Origin of the sequence: Devosia beringensis (genome assembly GCF_014926585.1) — a bacterium.
GTDB classification, from domain to species: domain Bacteria; phylum Pseudomonadota; class Alphaproteobacteria; order Rhizobiales; family Devosiaceae; genus Devosia; species Devosia beringensis.
Window position 1 is genome coordinate 3,989,081 of sequence record NZ_CP045422.1, and the last position, 22,747, is coordinate 4,011,827.

Below are 22,747 nucleotides of genomic sequence, written 5' to 3' on the forward strand. Positions count from 1 at the left end.
GCCTATTGGGCGGTATAGCCGCCATCCACCAGATGGTAGCTGCCGGTGATGAAGGAGGCGTCGTCCGAGAGCAGGAAGGCCGTCAGTGCCGCCACTTCGGCGGGGGTGCCGAGGCGGCCGACCGGGTGCATGCCGGCAATGGCGGAGAGGGTAGCGGCATCGAGGTGGTTGCTCAGCAACGGCGTGTCGATAAAGGCCGGCCCGATGGAATTGATGCGAATGCCGTGCTTGGCATATTCGATGGCCGCCGTCTTGGTGAGGCCGATAACGCCGTGCTTGGCGGCGACATAGGCGGGCGCCGTGGCAAAGCCAACCGAACCCAGGATCGATGCCATGTTGACGATCGAGCCGCCGCCCGAAGCAAGCATGGCGGGGATCTGGTAGCGCAGGCCGTAGAAGACGCTGTTCAGGTTGGTGGCGATCACCTTGTGCCAGCTGTCGAGTGGGTAGTCGCCTGTGGTGGCGGCGGCGCCGGCAATCCCGGCATTGTTGACCGCCAGGTGCAGCCCGCCGAATTCGCGCTGGGCGGCGGCGACCATGGCCTCGACTTCGAGCGCATCGCTGACGTCAACGGCAAAACCCTTGGCGACCCCGCCCTGCGCAGTGATGGCGGCAGCGATATCCCGCGCTCCATCCTCGTTCAGATCGGCGACCAGCACCTTGGCGCCCGACGCTGCGAGCAAGTGGGCGACCGCTGCACCAATGCCGGAGGCGCCGCCGGTGACGATGGCAACCTTGTTCTTGAAATCGAAAGGCATGGCAAATCTCCTTGAAGGCAATGCACTGAACAATCGGTGACCGCCTAGCTGCGCCAGTCGATCTTGCCCGTTCCCTACTCCTACAGATCAGATCTACCACTCAAACTTCTTGATCTCGCGCAAATGGCTGGCAATTGCGTGCACCGGCCGAGCCCGACAAGGCCGATGGCCTGTGGTGGTGTAGTGTTTCGGACATCAGGCTGTCCTTTCGCGCAGCAGGCCTGTGTCACCGGTTGAATGCTGTGCTGCGCTCAGATCGGGACCATCGAGAATGTCCCAAGCCTTGAGCAAAAGGTCTGGCGCGACAATGTCGCCGGGCAAGAGTGCCAGGGCCAGGTCGGGGCCGACCAGGCTGCGCGTCCAGGCCAGTCCCGGGGCGATTTCCGGTCCAATCGTGAAGGCATGCACCCCAAGTGCTGCCACGATGGCGCTGGACGCCTCACCATCGGCAATGATGAAGCGGGAGAAGCCGTTGTCGCGTAGGATGACCGCCAGATTGGCCAGCAGTTGGCCGATCAGCACTCCGGCTGTCTCGGCGCCCCGCTTGTCTGGCACGGCCTCCGGTCCATCGCCGGAATAGACCAGCACCGGCCCCTTGCTGGCGTGCCGCAGCACCCAGTTGGCCACATCGGCCGCCGCCTGTGCCCCGGAGGCCACTTCGGCCGGCATGATCTGCAGGGCGGGCATGCCGGCGTCAATGGCGGCCTGCACCTGCTCGCGCAAGGCAGGTGAACCCAAGCCGGCCAGGACAATCGCCTTTCCCTTCGGCGCGGCCATGCGTTCCGACTCGATCGTGATGCCGATCCGACCCTGGCGCCGGAAATTCTCCAGCAGCCCCATGGCGATCTCCGAACCGCCGGTGACCAAACGGATGCCGGCCATAGCGTCGCCCAGCACGCGCAGATCGGCATCGCGCACCGCGTCGGCAATCATCAGCCGGAAGCCGGCCTGCTGGGCGCGGAACAAGACCGCCCTGACCGCCTCGGGTCCGGCGGAGATAATATCGAGGGGGATCAGCCCCACCCGTGCTGTGGTCTGCGCCTGCAGTACGCGGACCAGATTGGCATCAGCCATGGGTGTGAGCGGATGCTTTCGCATCGCAGTGTCCGACAGCAGGGCGGAGCCCAGGAAGAGATGCCCCTGATAGACGGTCAATCCCGTGGCTGGAGACGCCGGGCAGGCAATGGCGATCGGAACCTCGAGGAAATCCAGCAGGGCTTCGGCAACCGGGCCGATATTGCCAGCGGACGTGGAGTCAAACGTAGCGCCATAGGTGAAAAGGAACTGCTCGGCGCCGGCCTGGCGCAAGGCCATGACCGAAGCCAGCGCCATGGCCACTGCTTCGTCGGCAGGAATAGCGCGCGAGGTGAGCCCGATGACCACGGCCTGGGCGCCGTCAAAACTGATATCTTCGGGCGGTACGCCCATAACCTGAACGGTCTTCATCCCTTGGCGCGCCAACGCCAATGCCAACTCGGTCGCCCCGGCCAGATCATCGGTAATGGCGCCCAGCAGGATGGAATTGGTCATGTGGTCCTCAGCAGTGGCGCCGGCAGAATCTGGCAGCGGCATCGACAATGCCAGCTTGCGCGGGCAAGTGATGTTGAGCAAGCCATCTGTCGATGGCTGTCCTCTCGATCCGTGCAGCGACCAAGCGGGAGCGCCGGACGGCCGGCGGCCTCCGGGGACGAATAGATGGACGAACCCCGAGGCGGCTTTCGCCTCTGGTAAACTTAAAAATGAGACGGAAACCGCCTCGGGGCGCCGGTTTTTGGAACTGTTCGGCGGCGCGGGATCGCTCGTCCTCGCACGGCCGTCTCGGAACCTGTGGGAGAGGCAAAGCCCCCACCCGGCTCACTCCACCACTGTTCGCCTGCAGGCCGCCCATGCGGGGTGATGGGCATGAGTTTAACCGAGCCGGCGCCGCCGGGGATAAGTCTCGTGTTTCCGAACGTCCGATGAGCGAGCAAACCAAGGGGCGCCGTGGTCATCGCCACAGAGAGATCGATGCCGCTCACGGGGATTGCCAAACCGGCGCCGGGGCCAGATTCAGGCAGCGGGCTCCTGCACCACAAGGTCGCTCAACTGTACCGCTTCCTCGTCGCCGACCACCGAGACCGCGCCGGCGGTTCCCAGATCGAAATTCTCCTTTTCGGCCTCAGGCAGACCTTCGCGACGGCTGAGGCGGACAGCGACAAAGCCGATCAGGATCAGCATCACCACACCATTGGTGATGAACATGCCGGCCGGCCCGAACAGCTCGATGCTGAGCGAGGTGAGCAAGGGGCCCACCGTCGATCCCAGGCCGTTCAAGAGCAGCAGGCCGGCAGAAATCTCCACATATTCCGAACGCTCAGCAAAGTCGAACACGTGGGACGCGGCAATGGCATAGGCGGGCAGCAGACCCGCGCCGAAGACAAGGCCCAAAGCCAGCCACAGCCAAGTCAGGTGCGGCAGCACCAGAATGACCAGGCCCACCAGAGCCGCAACGAGCGCCAGGCCGATGATGACCAGGCGCCGGTCCATATGATCGGACAGCTTGCCGGCGGGCCATTGCACGAGAGCGCCGCCCACCACGGCCGCGCTCATGAACAGGGCGGCATCGGTGACACTGCCACTGACCGCATTGGCATAGCTGGGCCCCAGCGACCAGAACGACCCCGTGGCAATGCCGATCAGAAATATCGACACCGTTCCGGTGGGCGACAGGCGAAACATGTGCCGCGGCCGGAAACGAACCATGGTGATCGGCGGCGGTTGGCTGGATCGCGTCATGACGATGGGCACAGCGGCCAGGGACACCAGCACCGAGGCGATCGAGAACAGGACGAAGGAACTCGGCTGCACCAGGGTGACCATCATCTGGCCTATCGTGATGACGGTGAAGTTGACTGTCACATAGGTGGAGATCAGGGTGCCGCGCGTTTCATTGGTCGCCTGGTCATTGAGCCAGCTCTCGACCACCAGATACAGACCCGCCAGACAAAAGCCGGTGATCATGCGCAACAGCACCCAGACCAGTGGGTCGACCGCCAAGGGATAGCCCAAGGCCGCCGCCGAGGCGATCGACACCAGGGCGGCAAAGGTGCGGATATGGCCGGCCCGGATGATGAACAGGGGCGAAAAGGCACAGCCGAGCACGAAGCCGAAGAAATAGCCCGAGCCGAGCATGCCGACCTCAAAGGCCGAAAAGCCTTCAATGCCGCCGCGGATGGGCAGCAGCATGACCTGCAGGCCATTGCCCATGATCAGCAGGGCGACGCTGAGCAGAATGGCGCCGGCGGCCAGCAATGGCGAACGTACCGGCGCTTCAGTCATCACTTCTACCTTTGCGTTCCGCCACGCGCGGGATCAGTCAGGGCCGCGCTGATGCCGCACAAAGGCGGCTATTTCTAGTCCATCGACCCTTCTGTCCCCAGACTATCGGGCGTCGGCTCGGCTTTAGACGGGCTCGGTGGCCTTGTCACGCGTGTGCCAGGCCCCGTCCTGCCATTCGCGGACCGTAACGACAATCTTTTCATCGCCGATGTCGATGAGATTGTAGGCGTTCGACTCGCCGCGCAGCCGGGTCGAGATCGCCGACGACGCCTGGGCGATCAGGATCGGCGCCACGATGGATTTGCTCACGCCCAGCGGTTCACCCTCGCGGACAACGGGCTTTGTCTCGTGCTTGCGTACATAGGACAGGTGAAAATGCCCCGACAGTACGAGCCGCACGCCCAAGCCGGCGAAGGTTTCGAGAGCATCGTCGGCACGTTTGACGCGCTTGGTCTTCTGCACCATGGGCTGGGTGGGAAACAGCAACGGGTGATGCGCCACGATGACGCGCACCGCATCAGGGGATGCCTTGGCAAAGCGCTGTTCTAGGTCTTCGAGCTGGCCGCGCGAAATGGTGCCGTGCCCCCAGTTCCATTCAAGGCGCGCGCGGCGCGAGGTGCGCATGCCGACCAGGGCCACGCCGTCCATTTCGAGGAAGGGTTCGAGATCGGGCGAGATATAGCGTTTGTAAAAGCCATAGGGGTTGAGGAAGCGCTTGAAGATGTTGACCGCCGGCACGTCATGGTTGCCGGGGACTGCAAAAACCGGCGCCGTCAGCGTATCGAGAAACTCACGCGCCTGCTCGAACTCCTCCTTAGTGCCGATCTGGGTGAAATCGCCGCTGGCCACGATGAGGTCAGGCTGTTGCGCATTGATGTCGTCGGCAAAGCCTTCGGCCAAAGCGGGATCGTGGTGGCCAAAATGCAGGTCGGAAATGTGCAGGATCTTCATGCCGCCTCCGCCGGTGTCGCATATTCGGCGGGTACGATGACGGATAGCGAGCGCGGCCGGATGGAGAATTGGAGCGGCGGCTGCAGATTTTCGACCTCGCCGTCGAACATCACCTTGATCAGCGACTTGCGTGAGTCGATCGTGACAGCCTGCACGCTCTCCATGGTCAGCGCCTCGTCATTTTGCCAGTGGCCCAGCAGCATGCTGGCCGTCAGGCGCAAAAAATCACCCGGGTTAAGGTGGCGCAACACGTAGAGCGTGAGCGTGCCGCCGTCCAGCACGTGACGGGAAAAGAACTGTCCCAACCCCTCATCATAGGCATTGCTGGATACCGCTATGGCCTGTACCCGCTCGACGCGCCGCTCGCCCTCGCTGGGCTGGATGACCACGGCAATCCGCCGCGCACGCGCCAGGCGACGAAACATGTAGCGCAGAAAGCCGATCTTGGCGGACGCGTCATAGCGCCCGCGAATGTGTTCACGCCCGGCCGCCAGGCCCGGGATCAGCCCGACCACGACCTTGTGCAGGAAGACCCGGCCGTTGACCTCGCCGACATCGATGCGATGGGCAACACCGGTGGCCAAGGCGGCGACGGCGGCGGGCAGATCGAGCGGCACGTGCAGGTCCTTGGCGAGGGCATTGACCGTGCCCAGCGGCAGAATGGCCAGGTTCCGGTCGGTGCCTACCAGGGTCGCTGCCAAGGCGGTGATAGTGCCATCGCCGCCTGCCGCCACGATGGTGGGCGCGCCGCTGGCCATGGCTGCCGCGATGCGGTCGACCAGGGGACGATCGCCATCGGCGTCGATAGTGGCCGTCAGCCCATTGGCCGCGAACAGGTCGCCCAGCGACTCCGCCGTGACCCCGGTGGCATTGGCTGTCCCGGCATTGGTGTTGAGCAGCACGTAGTGCGAGACGGGGCTGGGGGGACTCAGGCTCATGACAAATCGATCCGGTAACGGGCATTGTTCGACTAGGGAACGTGTGCGAGGACGAGACGTTGCGTGATCAGCACGAGGAAAGCGTCAAATGTTCAATCGACTGGTCCAGTCCACCCCCTATCGTCGCCTGCACGGGCTGATCACCGGCGAAGCCTGGCTATTGGCGTCCATCGCCCTGGTCAGCGGGCTGATCCTGGCCTTTCTGCAGATTGCCGACGAGATGATCGAGGGGGAGATGGAGGCATTTGACAATGCCATCCTGATGCTGTTCCGCGATCCGGCCAACCTGGACAGCACCATCGGTCCCCCCTGGGTGCATGAAATGGTCCGCGACGTCACGGCGCTGGGCAGCTTTGCCCTGCTCGGCCTGATCGTCGCTGCCGTCTGCGCCTATCTACTACTGGCCCGCATGCGGGCGGAAGCGCTGCTGATCATCACCTCGGTGCTGGGCGGCACGATCCTCAGTACGGTGCTGAAAATGGGCTATGACCGGCCGCGACCGGACCTGGTGGCCATGTCGCACCAGTTCACGGCCAGCTTTCCCAGTGGCCATGCCATGCTGTCTGCCGTCACCTTCCTGACGCTGGGGGCATTGCTGGCGCGGCTCGCACCAACGCGTTCGCTGCGCATCTTCAGCATCAGCATGGCCCTGCTGCTGACGCTGCTCATCGGCCTGAGCCGGATCTATATGGGGGTGCATTATCCCAGCGACGTGCTGGCCGGCTGGTGCCTGGGGGCCGCCTGGGCCTTGTTCTGCAGCGCCGTGGCGGCGCGGCTGCAACGCGGCGGGGCCATCGTGCACGGCACCGAGCCGACCTGACCGCGGCGCAGACTTCCACGCCATCGGGGGTCGCCGCCCGCATCGCGGTCAGGACCGTTTGGATTTGGGCCGGACCCGTGTAAAACGGATGGCGGATACCCCTCTTGGCCAAGGACGTCACATTGAGCAGCTCTGAGCGCGGCAGCAGGCCGCAGCGGGTCACGCTGCGCACGATTGCCCAGGCCACCGGGCTGAGCCTGTCGACGGTCTCGCTGTCGCTGCGCGGCGGCACCACGCTCAAGCAGGAAACCCGCGACAAGGTCGCAGAGGCCGCGCAAAGACTGGGCTATGTGCCCGATCGTGCCGGGGTCCGCCTGCGCACCGGCAAAACCAATGTCATCGCCTTGGTGCTCGACGGGGCCGAGGATTCCATCGATTTTGCCCGCCAGATGATCCAGGGCATCGGCCAGGCCATCAAGGGGACCCGCTATCACCTGACGGTGGTGCCCGAATTCGTGCGCGGCGCCAGCACCGATACGATCGGCTACATTCTGGACAACCGCACGGCCGATGGGGTCATCATCACCCATACCACACCACGCGACAGCCGCGTGCAGATGCTGGCCGATACCGACTTTCCCTTCGTTACCCACGGGCGGACCGACTTTGCCACGCCGCATGCCTTTCACGATTTCCATTCTGAGATGTTTGCCCGCCAGGCCGTCGAGCGGCTGGCACAAAAAGGCTGCCGCAACATCATGCTGGTGGCTGGCGATGACAGCACCACCAATCACCACAATATCGTCACAGCCTTTCAGCAGGCCGCGACGCGGCTGGGCCTGACGTCGCGCATTGTGGGGGGCAGGCAGGGCATGCCGCCCGAGGAAATGCGGCGCATGGCGCTGGCCCTGGCGCAGACTGAGGACCGACCGGATGGCATTGTCTGCGACAGCGAGATGCGGACCATCGCGCTGGTGGGCGGGCTGCAGGAAGGTGGGCTGAAACCGGGCGTGGACGTGCATGTGATCTACAAGCAGACCTCCGGCATCCTGCCCACGCTGTTTCCCACGATGGACAGCATTCGCGAGGATGTCTTCGCGGCCGGTGCCGAACTGACGCGGCTGCTGCTGCAACGCATCGAGGGTGCTGATCCCAGAGACCTGCAGACGCTGGCCGAGCCAGAGCCACAGTGGCGCGCCCCGGACGGCAGCGGGCAGCGTCGATGACCGATACGGGGCCGGCCAGACCATGAGCGCCAGGGGAAACAAGTCGGGAGTCGGGCCAAGCGCGCCGCAGCAGACCGAAGGCTTCACCCTGACGCTGAATGGCGGTTCCTCAAGCCTCAAGTTTGCCCTGTTCGAAAGCGACGGCCAGACGCGGCATCTGGCGGGCAAGTTCGACCGGATCGGGCAGTCCGAGGCCAGGCTCGTGGTCGAGGGCAAGGACCGTCCGCACCATGAAGAGAAGGTCGCCGCTGCCACGCATGCAGAGGCTCTCGAAACGCTGTTCGCCTGGCTGTCCCGGGAGATCGGGCCCAAGGCGATCGCGGCGATCGGGCACCGCATCGTGCATGGCGGAGCGCAATACCGGAGCCATGGCGTCATCGACGATGCCCTGATCAGCGCACTCGAGGCGATCGCCGATTATGCGCCGGAGCACCTGCCGGCCGAGATCGCGATGATCCGGGCCTGCCGGACGCATTTCGGCGCGCTGCCCCAGCTGGCCTGCTTTGACACCGCCTTTCACCGGGACATGCCGGCGGTGGCGCGGATGCTGGCCATTCCGCGGCGGTTTTTCGAGCAGGGTGTGCAACGCTACGGCTTTCACGGCCTGTCCTATACCTATCTGCTGGAGGCCCTGCGCCGAAGTGCCGGGGAAGAGGTCGCGCAGGGCCGGCTGGTGCTGGCGCATCTGGGCAATGGCGCCAGCCTGACAGCCGTGCACCAGGGCCGCAGCATGGATACGTCCATGGGCTTCACCCCGGCGGCGGGAGTACCCATGGGCACGCGCAGCGGCGATCTTGATCCCGGGCTGGTCCGCTATCTGGCGCAGGCGCATGGCATGGATGCCCGGGCCTTCGACCGCATGGTCAACCATGAATCGGGCCTGCTGGGCATCTCGGGCAGTGGTGCCGATGTGCGCGAATTGCTGGCGATCGAAGCAAGTGATCCGCGAGCCGCCGAGGCGCTGGCCGTGTTCTGCTATCGCATCCGGCAGACCATCGGGGGCCTTGCTGCCACGCTGGGCGGCCTCGATACATTGGTGTTTACCGGCGGCATTGGCGAAAACGCGGCGGTGATCCGCGCGCGCATCTGCGCCAATCTGGGTTTTCTCGGCATCGACATCGACGGCGCGCTCAACCAGTCCGGGGCCGCTGTCATATCAAGTTCAACGTCGCGGGTATCAGTTCGCGTCATAGCCACCGACGAGGAAGCGGTTATCGCCGCTGCCGTTGCCAGCCTGCTGCAGCACAAGGATCGCCCATCATGAACACGCCCCTCTCCCCCGACCTGCTCGCCAGCATGAATGCCTATTGGCGCGCGGCCAACTACCTCTCGGTCGGCCAGATCTACCTGCGCGACAATCCGCTGCTGACCGAGGCGCTGACCCTGGACCATGTCAAACCGCGCCTGCTGGGCCACTGGGGCACCACGCCGGGGCTCAACTTCATCTATGTGCACCTCAACCGGGTGATCAAGGCGCTCGATCTGGACATGATCTATGTCACCGGACCGGGCCATGGCGGGCCGGGCCTGGTCGCCAATACCTATCTCGAAGGCACCTATAGCGAGCTCTATCCCGCGGTGAGCCAGGACCTCGACGGTCTCAAGCGGCTGGTGACGCAGTTTTCCTGGCCGGGCGGCATTCCCAGCCATGTGGCCGCCGAAGTGCCCGGCTCGATCAACGAAGGCGGCGAACTCGGCTACTCGCTGATGCATGCCTATGGCGCGGCCTTCGACAATCCGGATCTGGTGGTGGCCTGCGTGGTCGGCGACGGCGAGGCGGAAACCGGGGCGCTGGCGACCAGCTGGCATTCCAACAAGTTCCTCAACCCGGCGCGCGATGGCGCGGTGCTGCCGATCCTGCACCTCAATGGCTACAAGATCGCCAGCCCCACCGTGCTGTCGCGCATCAGTCATGACGAGCTGGAGGCGCTGTTCCGCGGCTATGGCTATGCGCCGCATTTCGTGGAGGGCGACGATCCGGCCAGCATGCACCAGCTTATGGCCGCCACGCTCGACACAGTGCTGGCCGATATCAAGGCGATTCAGGACGGCGCCCGTAACGGCGGCGTTACCGATCGGCCTGCCTGGCCGATGATCGTGCTGCGCTCGCCCAAGGGCTGGACCGGGCCCAAGGAGGTGGATGGCAACCCCACCGAAGGCACGTGGCGCTCGCACCAGGTGCCGTTGGCCAAGCTCGCCGAGGTGCCGGGACATCTGCAGATCCTTGCAGACTGGCTGGCCAGCTACCGGCCGGCCGAACTATTCGACGCCAGCGGGCGGCTGATGCCCGAACTGGCGGCCCTGGCGCCGGTCGGCAACCGCCGCATGAGCGCCAATCCGCATGCCAATGGCGGCCTGCTGCTGGCCGATCTCAAGCTGCCCGATTTCCGCGACTATGCCATCGACGTGCCGGTGCCCGGCGGGGTGGACGGCGAGGCAACGCGGGCGGCGGGGCAATATCTGCGCGATGTGCTGCGGCTCAATGCCGATGCCAGCAATTTCCGGGTGTTCGGCCCCGATGAGACGGAATCGAACCGGCTGGGCGCGGTATTCGAGGCCACCAACCGGGTGTTCATCGGCGACCAGCTCGAGACGGACCGGCAGCTCGCTGCCGATGGGCGGGTGATGGAAGTGCTCAGCGAGCATCTCTGCCAGGGCTGGCTCGAGGGCTATCTGCTGACCGGCCGGCATGGATTTTTTTCCTGCTACGAAGCCTTCATCCACATCGTGGATTCCATGTTCAACCAGCATGCCAAATGGCTGAACGTTGCCAAGGACGTGCCCTGGCGCAAGCCGATTGCCTCGCTGACCTATCTGCTGACCTCCCATGTCTGGCGGCAGGACCACAATGGCTTCAGCCATCAGGATCCGGGCTTTATCGACCATGTGATGAACAAGAAGGCCAGCGTGGTGCGGGTCTATCTGCCGGCTGATGCCAATACCCTGTTGTCAGTTGTCGACCACTGCCTGCGCAGCCGCGACTACATCAATGTTATCGTCGCCGGCAAGCAGCCCGCGCCGCAATATCTGGGTCTCGATGCGGCGGTTGCCCATTGCACCATTGGCCTGGGGAGCTGGGACTGGGCCTCGACCTGCGGCAACGAGGAACCCGACGTGGTGATCGCCAGCGCCGGTGACGTCCCGACAATGGAGGCGCTGGCCGCCGTCATGATCCTGCGCGAGCAGTTCCCCGACCTCAAGATGCGCTTCGTCAATGTGGTCGACCTGATGGCGCTGCAGGCACCCAGCCAGCATCCGCATGGCATGGACGATATGGATTTCGATGCCCTGTTCACCACCGACAAGCCGGTGATCTTTGCCTATCACGGCTATCCGGCGCTGATCCACCGGTTGACCTATCGCCGCCGCAACCACGACAATTTCCACGTGCATGGCTACCAGGAGGAAGGCACGACAACGACACCCTTCGACATGGCGGTGCTCAACGAGCTCGATCGCTTCCACATTGCCAAGGGCGTGGTGGACCGGGTCGAGAGACTGCAGGACCGGCGCCAGGGCTTTGCCGATTTCGTCGCCGCGCGTTTGGCCGAACACACGGCCTATATCCGCCAGCACGGCGAGGACATGCCGGAAATACTGAACTGGCGCTGGGCCTCGGCCGAGCAACCCACCACTGAGGCGAACAGGCGGTGACCAAGGGCCGATCTGCACGGTGAAGGGCGGGCCCTGATGAGCCCAGCTCAGTGGCCGCCGGAGGAATACTCGTTTTTGACCCGGTGTCGCGACCGCTAGCCTAGCGGGGCCGCCGGGGGCGGCCATTGTCCGCTATCCGGGTGTCTTCTCATGAGTTTGCGCGACTGGGCGCTGGTCGTCTTCGTTGGCTGTCTATTCGGCAGCTCTTTCCTGCTGATCACCATCGTGTTGCAAGAATTGGGACCGCTCACCATCGCGGCGGGCCGCTCTCTCGTGGCCGCCGCCGCGTGCTGGCTGTTTCTGCTGCTGTCGCGCAAGCAGGTGACGCGGGACCGCGGTCTCATCGTCAAGCTTTGCCTGCTCGGGCTGTTCAGCTATGCCCTACCCTTCGTGCTGATGCCGATCAGCCAACGCCACATCTCGACGGGCCTGGTGGCGATCATCAATCTGATGCTGCCCATCGCCACCCTGACAGTTTCGCACTTCTGGCCGGGCGGCGAACGGGCAACGCTGGTGCGGGCGGTGGGCGCAGCGATCGGCCTGCTCGGCGCCTGCATTCTCACGGCGCCCACCTTTGCCGGCATGGATAGCGGCCAGATCTGGGGCACGCTGCTGTGCCTTTCGGGCACGCTGATCTTTGCGGTGTCGTTCAACATCACGCGCAGCTTTGCCGGGACCGACCCGCAGACGATCATGACCTTTGCCATGACAGGCGCGGCGCTTGGCGCCGTTCCCGCCGCCCTGCTGATTGAAGGCGCGCCTGCGGTGGTGAGCCTGGGTACCTGGTGGGCCTGGCTGGCGCTGGGGCTGTTTCCGACAGCGCTCAATTTCCAGATCATGTACTGGATGCTGCCGCGGGTGGGCGCGACAAACTTTGCCACCAATACGTATATCTCGCCTATCGTCGCGCTGATCCTGGGGGCCAGTCTGCTGGGGGAAGTGCTGCTGCCGATCCAGGCCGTCGGCATGGGGGTGGTGCTGGTGGGACTGCTGGTGATGGATGGGCGGCTATGGGCGCTCTGGCAGCGACGAGCCTGAGTTTCAGGCCGGGCGTTCGGCGCGCAACTGGCCAGGATAATCGCCCAGCAGCAACAGGATGGGCACCGATAGCATCGGGATAGCAGCCATCGCCAGGAAGACGACCTGGAAATCGGCGACGCCTGGCAGGCTGCCTTCCGGCACGAGCATCGACAGCATGGCAGCACTGATCGATACGCCCAGGCCCATCGACAATTGCTGGAACACGCCCGCCGAGGCGACGCTGCTGCTCAGCTTGGCTTCCGGCACGCCAGCATAGGTCAGGGAATTGACGGCATTGAAGTGCATGGTCCGCACGGCGCCCAGCGCAAATACCGTGCCCACCAGCACCGGCAGCGGCACGCTGGGCCCCATGGTGGCAAAGCTGCCCATCAGCAGGGCGCCCAGCACGGCGACGCTTACCAGCGTGGCAGCGTAGCCGAAAGACCGGATCGACCAGCGCAGCAGGGGCTTGGCGGCGAAGGCACCGAAGGCCGACAGGGAGGCCAGACCGGCAGCGGCAATCGGCGCCATGCCGAAGCCGATCTGCAGCAGCAGCGGCAGCAGGAAGGCCGAGGAATTGAGGCCCACCCGGCCGATGCCACCAGCGATTACCCCTACCGAAAAGGAGCGGCTGGAGAACAGCGAGAGATCAAGGGCCGTGCCGGTACGGCCGCGGGCCCGCAGGGCGTAGAAGATGAAGATGGCGATCGACGCAGCAAAGATGGTGGCGCTGCCCAAAGGTCCCCAGCTCGGTCGCGCCAGATGCTCAACGCCGAGCTGGAACAGAACCAGCGACACGCCCACCAGGACGAAGCCCCGGAAATCAAAACGGGTCGGGATGCCCTTGGCCAGTGCGGGGACGAAGCGCAACGTCAGCAGGATGGTCACCGCACAGACCGGCACATTGACCAGAAACAGCCAGCGCCAGGAGGTGAAGGAAATGATGGTGGCGCCCAGCAAAGGCCCGAGCAGCGGGCCGATCAGCACGGGAAGCGTGAGATAGGTCATGGCGTCCAGGGTCCGGCCGGGACCGAAGGCCTTGAGCACGATCAGCCGGCCGACCGGCGTCATCAGGGCGCCCCCGAAGCCCTGCAGCACGCGCGCAGCAACCAGGGTCGTCAGGGTCGGCGCCACCGAGGCCAGCAGCGAGCCGAAAGTGAACGCGGCCAGTGCGGCGCAGAAGACCAGCCGCGCGCCGAAGCGATCGGCAAACCAGCCGCTGACCGGCATGAAGACGGCCAGGCTGAGCAGATAGCCGGTAATGGCCAGATGCAGCAGCAAAGGGTCGACCTGCAAGGCCTCAGCAATGGTGGGGATGGCTATGGTCAGCAGGGTGCTGTCGATACCCTGCATGAGAAAGGCGCAGGCGACGATGAAGGCGATGAGGATACGCCGCCCCTCGGTGAATGGCGCGCCGACGGGAACAGGCATTGCAGAAAATCCATGCAGTTTGGCGGAGACCGGCAAGCCGACCGTTCCCGCTCTTGGGTGCGATCCACCTTCCCGACGCCGTGCCTGAGGGTCAATTTAGTTTCCTGTCGCGGAAGCCTAAGAAATCCTCATGACCCACCAAGACGCCCCGGCAGGCGGGAGCGGTGAACATTTCTCATCGCCCCGGGGAGAAATCCCCACTGGCTGCCCCTGCCCGGCCCGACTAGCGTTTTGGTATCGGAACTCAGATCAAGAGGAACTGAAATGGCTGTGTGGGACGCGTTTCTGACGGAAGACGACAAGAAGGTCATGGCCGCACGCAAGCCGCGCAAACCCCATGGCCCCGGCCAGAAGGTGGCGCTGCTGCTCATCGACATGCAGACCACGGCAATGGGTCTGGACAAGCCCATATATGAGCAACTCGATGCGTATTCAGGCGCCTGCGGCCCGCATGCCTGGGCGTCCGTGCCCTATCAGCAGAAGCTGCTGGCGGCGGCCCGCGCGGCAGGTGTGCCGGTGATCTATTCCAAACACGTCTTCCACGCCTATACCGGCCTGCCTGCATCCGACCCCGGCAACAATTTCAGCGCCGTCAACGCCAAGTCGGACATTCCGGTCGAGGTGGCGATGCAGGATGGGGACTATCTGGTGGAAAAGCAGACTCCAAGCTGCTTCGTCATGACCAACCTGGCCCTCATCCTGCGCAATCTGGGCGTCGACGGCCTGCTGGTCGGCGGCAACAGCACCAGCGGCTGCGTTCGCGCCACCTGCGTGGATGGCGAGGCGCATGGCTACAAGATGAGTGTCATCGAGGAAGCAGTGTTCGACCGTATCGAATTCTCGCATGCCGCAGCGCTTTTCGACATGGCCTTCAAGATCTGCGACGTCATCGATACGGTGCAGGCGCTCGACATCATCGGCCCGGCCAAGGCCTCGGCCCAGGCGGCGTAATCGCCTCCCACAGCAAGACGAAGCCGCCCGCCCTGGCGCGGGCCCAATTCCTCACACCCTGAAAGTTGCGTCATGCTTGTTGCCGCCCTGCAAATGGGACCCGCCGGGTCCTCGATAGCCGAAACCGCAAACCGCATTGTCGCCCTGGTCGACAAGGCCGCCGCTCTTGGGGTGACCCTGGGCGTGCTGCCGGAACTGGCGCTGACGCCCTATTTCGCCGCCGAGATCCATGCCGATCTCGACCCCTATGTCAGCATCAGCCAGAACAAGGCAGCGCTGGCGGCGATCATGGCGCGGGCGCAGCTGCATGATATGGCGCTGGTGCTGCCCTATGCCGAGCAGACTGATGACGGGCTGTTCAACTCCATGAGCTTCATCCATCGCCAGGGCAGCCATGCCGGCACCTTCCGCAAGATGCACATTCCCGGCGAGATCGAACCCAAGCCCGATGCCAAGATCACCATCCTGGAAAAGCGCTATTTCAAGCCCGGCAATCTGGGCTTCGGCGTCTATGATGTCGGCGCGGTCAAGATCGGTGGCCTCATCTGCTATGACAGGCGCTTCCCCGAAGCCTACCGCTCGCTGTCGATAAACGGCGCCGACATCATCGCGGTCGGCTACAATACGCCGGTCATGCCCGGCTCAACCCTTGGACAGGCCCGCAAGTCGTCCGAACTGGCGATCACCGCGGGCGCCTATTACACCGGCACCACGATCATCGCCGCCGGCAAGGCGGGCAAGGAAAACGGCGTGCGCTTCATCGGGCGCTCCTTCGTCGCCGGATCGGACGGCTCGATCCTGGCCCGGGCCAAGACCAATCACGATGAAGTGGTGCCGGCCGAGATCGATCTGGACCGCCAGGCCAAGATCCGGGAACGCTGGGGCTTCAGCCGCAATCGCCGGCCGACCGACTACGTGCTGCACGAAACGACCTGAACCGCATGGACCAGATGGCGCCAGCCGGCGCGGCCAGGGCGGCGAGACGGCGCTCCAAAGTACACAAGGCGCTGTCGATCCGGAATTTCCGCATCTACTTCACCGGCTCGGTGATTTCGGTGCCTGGCACCTGGATGCAGATGACGGCCCAGGCCTGGCTGGTGCTCGACCTGACCAATTCGCCGGTCGCCCTGGCCATCGTCACCTCGCTGCAATTCCTGCCGGTCTTCCTGTTGTCGCTGATCGGCGGGGCGATCGCCGACCGGTTTCCGCGCCGCAAACTCATGTATTTCACCATGACGATGGGGACGCTGCAGGCGGCTGCACTGGGCACGCTGTGCCTCACCGGCACCATCCACATCTGGCACATCTATGTGCTGGCCGTGACGCTGGGCATCATCAATGCGCTCGACGCGCCGCTGCGCCAGTCCTTCATCAGCGAACTGGTGCCGCTGACGCACCTGCCCAATGCCATTGCCATGGGCTCGTTGGCGCAAAATCTGGGCCGGATCATCGGGCCGGCGCTGGGGGGCGTGGTAATCGCCGTGCTTGGCGTCGGCGTGGCCTATTTCATCAATGCGCTCACCTTTGCTGCCGCCCTGATCGCGCTGGGCCTGCTGCGCAGCAGCGAGCTGCAGCCCCGCCGCCTGGCGCGCAAGCAGAACCTCCTGCTGCAGATCCGCGAAGGCCTGTCCTATGCGCGACGCACGCCCACCATCCTGTTCCTGCTGATCGCCACGGCCTTTATCGGGATGTTCGGCCAGAACTTCACCACCATGGTGCCGTTGATATCGACCTATCTGATCAAGGCCAGCGCCGCTGAATTCGGCATTCTCAATTCCTGCCTGGGCAGTGGGTCGTTCCTGGCCGCGCTGGTCATGACCACACGGGGCGCCCCCTCAACTCGCCGCATCCTGCTGGCCGGCTTGGCCTTTGGTGTCGTGCTGACGCTGATCAGCTTTTCGAGCAATCTGATTGCCTCGAGCGCCATGTTCGTTGCCGTTGGCGCCTCGGCCGTTACCTTTTCGGCATCGGTCAACACGCTGCTGCAATTGCGTGCCCCGCCAGAGATGCGTGGCCGGCTGGTCAGCATGATCAACCTGCTGATCCCCTCGCCAATCGGGCCGATGCTGACCGGCGCGGCCGCTGCATTGCTGGGCGTCGGCTGGGCGGTTTTTGCCAATGGACTGCTCTGCTGTGTCGGAATTGGCCTAGCCTATATCTACCTGGTGCGGCATCGGCGCAACGGCACCAACTTTGAGTATGTGACGCCAGACACAGGTGATGAACCCTCGAATGGACCGGCGCAAGTTGATGCCGCAGATACCGGCACGCGCTAATAAGCTCAAATTTTGATCAAGCCAGTTATCTGTGCAAGAAATAAGCTTGTAGACCCGAACAAGCCGTGATCTGCTGGGTTTTGGGGAGGAGAGGCAAGCGAGGCTTCCAATGAGACGTCGTGTCCCTCTCAATGCGGTCAGAGCCTTCGAGGCAGCTGCCCGATACAAGAGTCTGGTCCGTGCTGCGGACGAACTTTGCGTTACGCCTACTGCTGTCAGCCACCAGATACGCCTGCTGGAAGATTTCCTGCAGACCAAGCTGTTCTTGCGCAAGAACAGCCGGCTGGAGCTGACAACCGACTCCCGAGCCTGTCTGGGCAAACTGACCAATGCGCTGGACCTGATCGATGAGGCGCTGATGTCGCTGCGCGATCCCGTCGACGCCCGCCAGCGTCTGATGGTAGGCGCCTCGGCCTCGGTCGCGTCACTCTGGCTCATGCCGCTGATGGGCGATTTCGTCGGTGCATCGCCCGAGATCGACGTCACCATCACGACGTTCATCAAGCGCCAGGAAATCGAGAACGAGGACGCCGACCTGTGGATCTGCAACTGGCAGACCGGCCTTGATCGCCGCATCGAACCCCTGATGGAAGAAGAGATCATCCCGGTCTGCTCGCCAATCCTGGCGGAACGGTTCGGCAACAATGCCGGCGATCTGCTGCGCGACGTGCCGCTCATCCATATCGACCGGGTGCGAAGCGACCAGAACGGACCCTATCCCGATTGGGAACGCTATCTGCGTGAGTTCGGCGTGAGCCGCGGCGACATTGGCAAGGGCCCGCGCTTCAACCAGGCCAGTCCCAGCATCGAGGCCGCCAAGGCAGGGCTCGGCGCCATTCTGGGCCGATCGCTGCTGATCTCTGACGCTCTCAAGGCCGGCACGCTGGTCCAGATCGGCGAGGCCTATCCGATCCGCAGCCCCTACTACCTGGTGTCCCCGTGGACGCCCACGGCGCCCAATACCGTGAACCGCTTCAAGGAATGGCTCTATCACCAAGTGGAAGACCAGATCGCAAGCCGGGCCGTCGTCCTGGCCTGAACAGGAGAACCGCGGTCGAGGCGACCGCGGTTCTGGAAAATGACTGGCCGACCCGGTGTAAAAACGCCCCGGCCGACCGGGGCGTTTTCCTGTCAGGCGGCGACGTCCAGCGGGCATTCGTCATCGGCGGTCCAGGACAGGACAACCCGCTCGCCCACGGCCGGCGGATCGGCAAAGAAGCGGCTGTCGGAAATCAGCGAGCAGAGATCCTGGCCGGCATCGCCCTTGAGATTGATGCGCACCACCGGCCCCTGATATTCAACACTGATGACGGTCGAGGCAATGCCGGGCCCGATGGCGCCATCGACAATGCGGCATTTGTCGGCCCGCACCGCGACCGGCTTGCCATCGCGCTCGACGACATTGTGGCCCCCGATGAAGCGGGCAACGAAGGCGTTGGCAGGCTTTTCGAAAACCTCCCGCGCCGAGCCCGCCTGCATGATCTTGCCGCCGTTCATCACCACCATGACGTCACTGAGGGCCAGGGCTTCTTCCTGACTGTGGGTGACATGGACAAAGGTTATGCCCAACTCGGTCTGGATACGCTTGAGCTCGGTGCGCATCAGCACCCGCAGGAACGGATCGAGCGCAGAAAGCGGCTCGTCGAGCAGCAGCACCTTGGGCCGCGTGATCAGCGACCGGGCCAGTGCCACGCGCTGTTGCTGGCCGCCCGACAACTGGCCCGGCAAGCGATGGGCAAGGCTCTCCATCTGGACCAGGTTCAGATATTCCATGGCCTGGGCGTGACGGGCCGCCTTGCCGACGCCCTTGAGCTTGAGGCTGAAGGCGACATTGTCGATGGCGCTGAGATGGGGAAACAGCGCATAGCTCTGGAACATCATCGAGGTGCCGCGCTGGGCCTGATTGGCATCGGTGATGTTGCGGTTGTGGATCAGCACGTCGCCATCGGTCACCGATTCATGGCCGGCCAACATGCGCAGCGTCGTGGTCTTGCCGCAGCCGGACGGGCCGAGCAGGCAACAATAGCTGGCCTTGGGAATGCGCAGCGAGACATTGTCGACGGCCAGGGCGCCACCATCATAGGACTTGGAGACGGCGACCATTTCGACATCGTATTTGAGGCTGACATCGGACGAGGTGGCGTCAGCGCCGAGGTCGGTGACCAGGTTGGTGGCATTGAAATCGGCATCGATTTTCATGGCGATATCCTCGGGGTTTCAGATCAGGCGTGCTGCGCTGCGAGGCGCATCTGCCGGCGCTTGGCGATATTGCCAATGATGAGCAGGGTGACGATGACGATGGTGAACATGAACAGCGTGGTCAGCGTGCCGACGGCGAACATGACCGGTGTGGTCGCCGCTCCGAGCAGACCGGTCAATTCCATGGGCATGGTGTTGCCGGTGCCGATATTGAGGCCGGCGCGGGCGGATTCTTCATAGGACGAGGTGAAGCCGGCCATGGCGATGCCGATGACGCCCGGCAGGATCAAGGGCAGGATGACATATTGAAAGCGCTGCCGCGCCGTGGCGCCGAGATCGGTGGCGGCCTCTTCAAAGGCCGGATCCATGCGCCCCAGGATGATGAACATGATCAGCAGGCCGAAGGGCAGCGACCAGGTCAGCTGGGCGCCGATGCCGGAATGCCACCATTCCGAGCGCATGCCGAGCAGGTTGAGCGTCAGGGCAATGCCGAAACCGACAAAGATGCCGGGCACCACCATGCTGGCGATGGCCGAGTAGAACACGAAATTGGCGCCGGCATATTTGCGGCGGAACGACACCCCGGCGGCCACGGCGATGAGCATGGTCAGCGCGGAGACGATCAGGCACATGCGCATGGAGCGCCAGAAGGAATTGTGGATGTCACCGACACCGCGCCCGCCGGCCGTGAACAGAGTTTCAAACCAGACGGTGGAGAAGCCGCGCATCGGAAAGCTCATGCCGCCTTCGGGGCCCTGAAAGCTCAGGATGTAGACACAGGCCATCGGCCCGTAGAGAAACACGATGAACAGCGCGAAGATAGCGGACAGCACATAAAAGGACAGCGGGCGGCGTATCATGCTCAGTTCCTCGCAAGTTCTTTACGGATATCGACCACACGCAGCAGCGTGCCGACGATCAGCATGACAATGATCAGCATGATCACCGACTTGGCGGCGGCCGGCGGATACATGAAGGCGTTGATCTCGTTCATGATGGCGCCGGCGGGCGTATTGACCTGGTTGCCGCTCAGCGCCTTGACGATGAAACCATCGCCCATCACTGCGGTGATGATGAAGATGCTGCCCACGGCGATGCCCGGTTTGATCAGCGGGATGATGATCTGGGTGATGGTCTGCCATTCCGTGGCACCCTGATCGCGGGCGGCCTGAATGATGGCCGGGCTGATCTTGGCCATGGAATTGGCGATGGGGCCCAGCATGGCCAGGGTCAGCATGTTGACATAGACCAGCAGCACCGAGAATTCGGAATAGAGCAGCCAGGAAATGGGCTCGTCGACAATGCCGAGCGCCATCAGCGCCTGGTTGACCAGACCTTCGCGGCCCAGCAGCGGCACCCAGGAAATCATGCGGATGGAGCCCGAGGTCCAGAACGGAATGGCGCAGGCCATCAGGAAGATGGCGCGCCAGAAATTCGAGCGGACGTGGAAGATCAGATAGTAGGCAATGGTGAAGCCCAGCAGCAGCGTGATGGTCCAGACAATGACGATGTGGCGGAACACCGTCAGGTAGAGATCGAGCGTCAGCTGCGACTTGAAGATGTCGAGATAATTTCCCCAATAGAGCTCGGGAATGATCTCGGCGAAGCCGTAATCCATGAAGCTCACCAAGATGATGATGGCGAGCGGGATCATGACCAGCGCGACCATGATCAGCGCGAAGGGCGAAGCCTGTAGCCAGGAGGCAGTACGGGGGGAAATGCTCATCGACCTTGCATCCTCAAAAGCAGAGCGGTCCGGGAAGCGCATGCTCCCCGGACTTAATTCGGCGATCAGGCGGAGATGAAATCCTGCCAGCGGCGGACCAGGTAGCGATCCTCGTCCATCAGGGTGTTCCAGATGCCCACATTGCCCATCCGGTCCCAGAGCGAGCCGCCATCGCGCAGGGCGCCGGCCTTTTCCATCACCTTGCCGAACGGATCGATGATGTCGGCGGTGGCCGCCTTGCCCTCGTACCAGTAGCCATAGTCGTTGGGGTCCATCTGGGCCTTCATCAGGTCCGGGACCGAGGAATAGAAGCCCTGACGGGAGAAATAGACGCCGTTGAAGCCCGAATTGGTCCAGTTCATGTATTCCATGACGCAGTCGCGGCGCAGCTTGTCGCCGCCATCAAGATGGGCCATGGCGGACTGGAAGATGTACCAGCCGCGCGAGCCCTCCTCGAGCGGCAGGTACTGGCATTCGATGCCGCGCGTGCGCACCTCGGTCACGGCCGGCGCGAACATGGATTGCAACACCACTTCGCCCGATGCCATCAGCTGCACCGACTGGTCGAAATTGGTCCAGAAGGAGCGGAACTGGCCGGCGCGCTTGAGCTCGATGAGCAGATCGATGGTCTTGTCGATCTCCTCGCGGGTCATGTTGCCCTTGTCGACATAGGTCATCAGTCCGGCGGCCTGGAGCGCCACGGCCGCGTCGGGCACGCCGACATTGACGCCATCCTGCAGCGCCACCTTGCCGGCGAAATCGGAGCTGACGAGCTCCTTCCAGCTGGTGACCTTGTGCGACACCAGATCGGGCCGCACGCCCAGGGTGTCAGCATTGTACATGACCGGGATGCCGACCAGATAATCGGTGGGCGTCAGCGAATACTCCTGGGCGGTTTCGTCGGCCCAGAACTGCGACTTGATGGGGGCATAGCCCTCCATCGAATAGGGCTTGCCGTCGGCATAGGTGCCCTGGGTGAACAGCGGCACCGTCTGATCCCAGTATTTGTATTCCTTGACGGGGATAGCCATCAGGATCCCCTTGTTCTTGAAATAGCCCATCGAGGTATTGCCGAAGTCGGCCACGTCGACGGTTTCCGGCTGGGTCAGCAGGCGGTTGATGAGCGTGGTATTGTCCAGCGTCTGCATCTGGATGGTGAAACCGAGATCCTTGTTGGCCTGCTCAGCTACTGTGGGATTGGTGGTGTAGATCGACCCGATATGGGTGATCGTGATGTCCTTGCTGGCCTGGGCCCAATAGGTGGGGAAGCCGGTAATCGCGCCTGAGCCGACCGCTGCGCCCACTGTTGCAGCGGCGCCCTTCAACACAGTTCGGCGAGAAATTCCCTTGGTCTTGATCTCAGTCATGTCGTGCTCTCCGGATGACGCTGCTTGGAGGCAGCTCTGGTCTGGAGTGAGGATTGAATGAACCCGGCACAGGAACAAATGAGATTAATTCATAGGTAGAGCAGAGCTAGATTGAGGCTGCGCCGGGCGCAGGGCAGCCCTGCAATTGCTTAGGGTTTCAGCCCTTCGGCCG

At 63.6% G+C, this 22,747-nt stretch carries 19 protein-coding genes; 9 read left to right on the plus strand and 10 right to left on the minus strand.

What is annotated here, in order from left to right; translation table 11 throughout:
* Window positions 1-2 precede the first annotated feature (2 nt).
* From GDR53_RS19395 to GDR53_RS19415, 5 genes are all read right to left on the minus strand, one after another.
* The gene (locus tag GDR53_RS19395) at window positions 3-758 is read right to left on the minus strand and encodes an SDR family NAD(P)-dependent oxidoreductase (RefSeq protein ID WP_193336048.1); all 756 of its coding nucleotides are present in this window, start codon (window positions 756-758) and stop codon (window positions 3-5) included.
* Between the two features lie 195 nt (window positions 759-953).
* Complete coding sequence (otnK, locus tag GDR53_RS19400; RefSeq protein ID WP_232846678.1) at window positions 954-2,288, minus strand: 3-oxo-tetronate kinase; 1,335 nt, start codon at window positions 2,286-2,288, stop codon at window positions 954-956.
* Window positions 2,289-2,807: 519 nt separating this feature from the next.
* Window positions 2,808-4,076: an MFS transporter gene (locus tag GDR53_RS19405; RefSeq protein ID WP_193336049.1), complete on the minus strand. Its 1,269-nt coding sequence runs from the start codon at window positions 4,074-4,076 to the stop codon at window positions 2,808-2,810.
* A gap of 123 nt (window positions 4,077-4,199) precedes the next feature.
* A complete protein-coding gene (locus GDR53_RS19410) occupies window positions 4,200-5,027 on the minus strand; it encodes a metallophosphoesterase family protein (RefSeq protein ID WP_193336050.1) in 828 nt (275 codons plus the stop codon).
* Window positions 5,024-5,965 carry a diacylglycerol/lipid kinase family protein gene (locus GDR53_RS19415; RefSeq protein WP_193336051.1) on the minus strand — a complete coding sequence of 314 codons (942 nt, stop codon included), beginning with the start codon at window positions 5,963-5,965 and terminating at the stop codon, window positions 5,024-5,026. Before GDR53_RS19415 ends, GDR53_RS19410 begins: the two co-directional genes overlap by 4 nt.
* Window positions 5,966-6,053: 88 nt before the next feature.
* On the opposite strand from GDR53_RS19415, the gene GDR53_RS19420 reads away from it, so the two are divergent.
* The 5 genes from GDR53_RS19420 (at window position 6,054) to GDR53_RS19440 (ending at window position 12,643) form a co-directional block, all read left to right on the plus strand.
* The gene (locus GDR53_RS19420; RefSeq protein WP_193336052.1) at window positions 6,054-6,785 is read left to right on the plus strand and encodes a phosphatase PAP2 family protein; all 732 of its coding nucleotides are present in this window, start codon (window positions 6,054-6,056) and stop codon (window positions 6,783-6,785) included.
* Window positions 6,786-6,907: 122 nt separating this feature from the next.
* On the plus strand, window positions 6,908-7,951 hold the full coding sequence (locus tag GDR53_RS19425) for a LacI family transcriptional regulator (RefSeq protein ID WP_193336053.1): 1,044 nt from the start codon (window positions 6,908-6,910) through the stop codon (window positions 7,949-7,951).
* Window positions 7,952-7,973: 22 nt separating this feature from the next.
* Complete coding sequence (locus GDR53_RS19430; RefSeq protein ID WP_193336054.1) at window positions 7,974-9,215, plus strand: acetate/propionate family kinase; 1,242 nt, start codon at window positions 7,974-7,976, stop codon at window positions 9,213-9,215.
* Window positions 9,212-11,605, plus strand: coding sequence for a phosphoketolase family protein (locus GDR53_RS19435; RefSeq protein WP_193336055.1), 2,394 nt, complete (start codon window positions 9,212-9,214; stop codon window positions 11,603-11,605). The genes GDR53_RS19430 and GDR53_RS19435 overlap by 4 nt, the downstream gene beginning before the upstream one ends.
* A gap of 150 nt (window positions 11,606-11,755) precedes the next feature.
* Entirely contained in the window at window positions 11,756-12,643 is an 888-nt protein-coding gene (locus GDR53_RS19440) for a DMT family transporter (RefSeq protein ID WP_193336056.1), read from the plus strand.
* Window positions 12,644-12,646: 3 nt separating this feature from the next.
* Here the strand turns inward: GDR53_RS19440 and GDR53_RS19445 are convergent, their stop codons facing one another.
* Entirely contained in the window at window positions 12,647-14,056 is a 1,410-nt protein-coding gene (locus GDR53_RS19445; RefSeq protein WP_193336057.1) for an MFS transporter, read from the minus strand.
* 264 nt (window positions 14,057-14,320) lie between these two features.
* Between GDR53_RS19445 and GDR53_RS19450 the strand changes: the two genes are divergently transcribed.
* From GDR53_RS19450 to GDR53_RS19465, 4 genes are all read left to right on the plus strand, one after another.
* Window positions 14,321-15,007: a cysteine hydrolase family protein gene (locus tag GDR53_RS19450; protein WP_193336058.1), complete on the plus strand. Its 687-nt coding sequence runs from the start codon at window positions 14,321-14,323 to the stop codon at window positions 15,005-15,007.
* Between the two features lie 72 nt (window positions 15,008-15,079).
* Entirely contained in the window at window positions 15,080-15,943 is an 864-nt protein-coding gene (locus tag GDR53_RS19455) for a nitrilase-related carbon-nitrogen hydrolase (protein WP_193336059.1), read from the plus strand.
* A 5-nt stretch (window positions 15,944-15,948) separates the two neighbouring features.
* Window positions 15,949-17,283, plus strand: coding sequence for an MFS transporter (locus GDR53_RS19460; protein WP_232846679.1), 1,335 nt, complete (start codon window positions 15,949-15,951; stop codon window positions 17,281-17,283).
* Between the two features lie 109 nt (window positions 17,284-17,392).
* Window positions 17,393-18,322, plus strand: a complete 930-nt coding sequence (locus tag GDR53_RS19465) for a LysR substrate-binding domain-containing protein (protein ID WP_193336060.1) — start codon at window positions 17,393-17,395, stop codon at window positions 18,320-18,322.
* A 92-nt stretch (window positions 18,323-18,414) separates the two neighbouring features.
* Here the strand turns inward: GDR53_RS19465 and GDR53_RS19470 are convergent, their stop codons facing one another.
* The 4 genes from GDR53_RS19470 to GDR53_RS19485 all read right to left on the minus strand — a co-directional run bounded on the left by GDR53_RS19470 (window position 18,415) and on the right by GDR53_RS19485 (window position 22,575).
* Window positions 18,415-19,386 carry an ABC transporter ATP-binding protein gene (locus GDR53_RS19470; protein ID WP_232846853.1) on the minus strand — a complete coding sequence of 324 codons (972 nt, stop codon included), beginning with the start codon at window positions 19,384-19,386 and terminating at the stop codon, window positions 18,415-18,417.
* A 119-nt stretch (window positions 19,387-19,505) separates the two neighbouring features.
* Window positions 19,506-20,342: an ABC transporter permease gene (locus tag GDR53_RS19475; RefSeq protein WP_193336062.1), complete on the minus strand. Its 837-nt coding sequence runs from the start codon at window positions 20,340-20,342 to the stop codon at window positions 19,506-19,508.
* 2 nt (window positions 20,343-20,344) lie between these two features.
* Window positions 20,345-21,208: an ABC transporter permease gene (locus tag GDR53_RS19480; protein WP_193336063.1), complete on the minus strand. Its 864-nt coding sequence runs from the start codon at window positions 21,206-21,208 to the stop codon at window positions 20,345-20,347.
* A gap of 65 nt (window positions 21,209-21,273) precedes the next feature.
* Window positions 21,274-22,575, minus strand: coding sequence for an ABC transporter substrate-binding protein (locus GDR53_RS19485; protein WP_193336064.1), 1,302 nt, complete (start codon window positions 22,573-22,575; stop codon window positions 21,274-21,276).
* Window positions 22,576-22,747 lie beyond the last annotated feature (172 nt).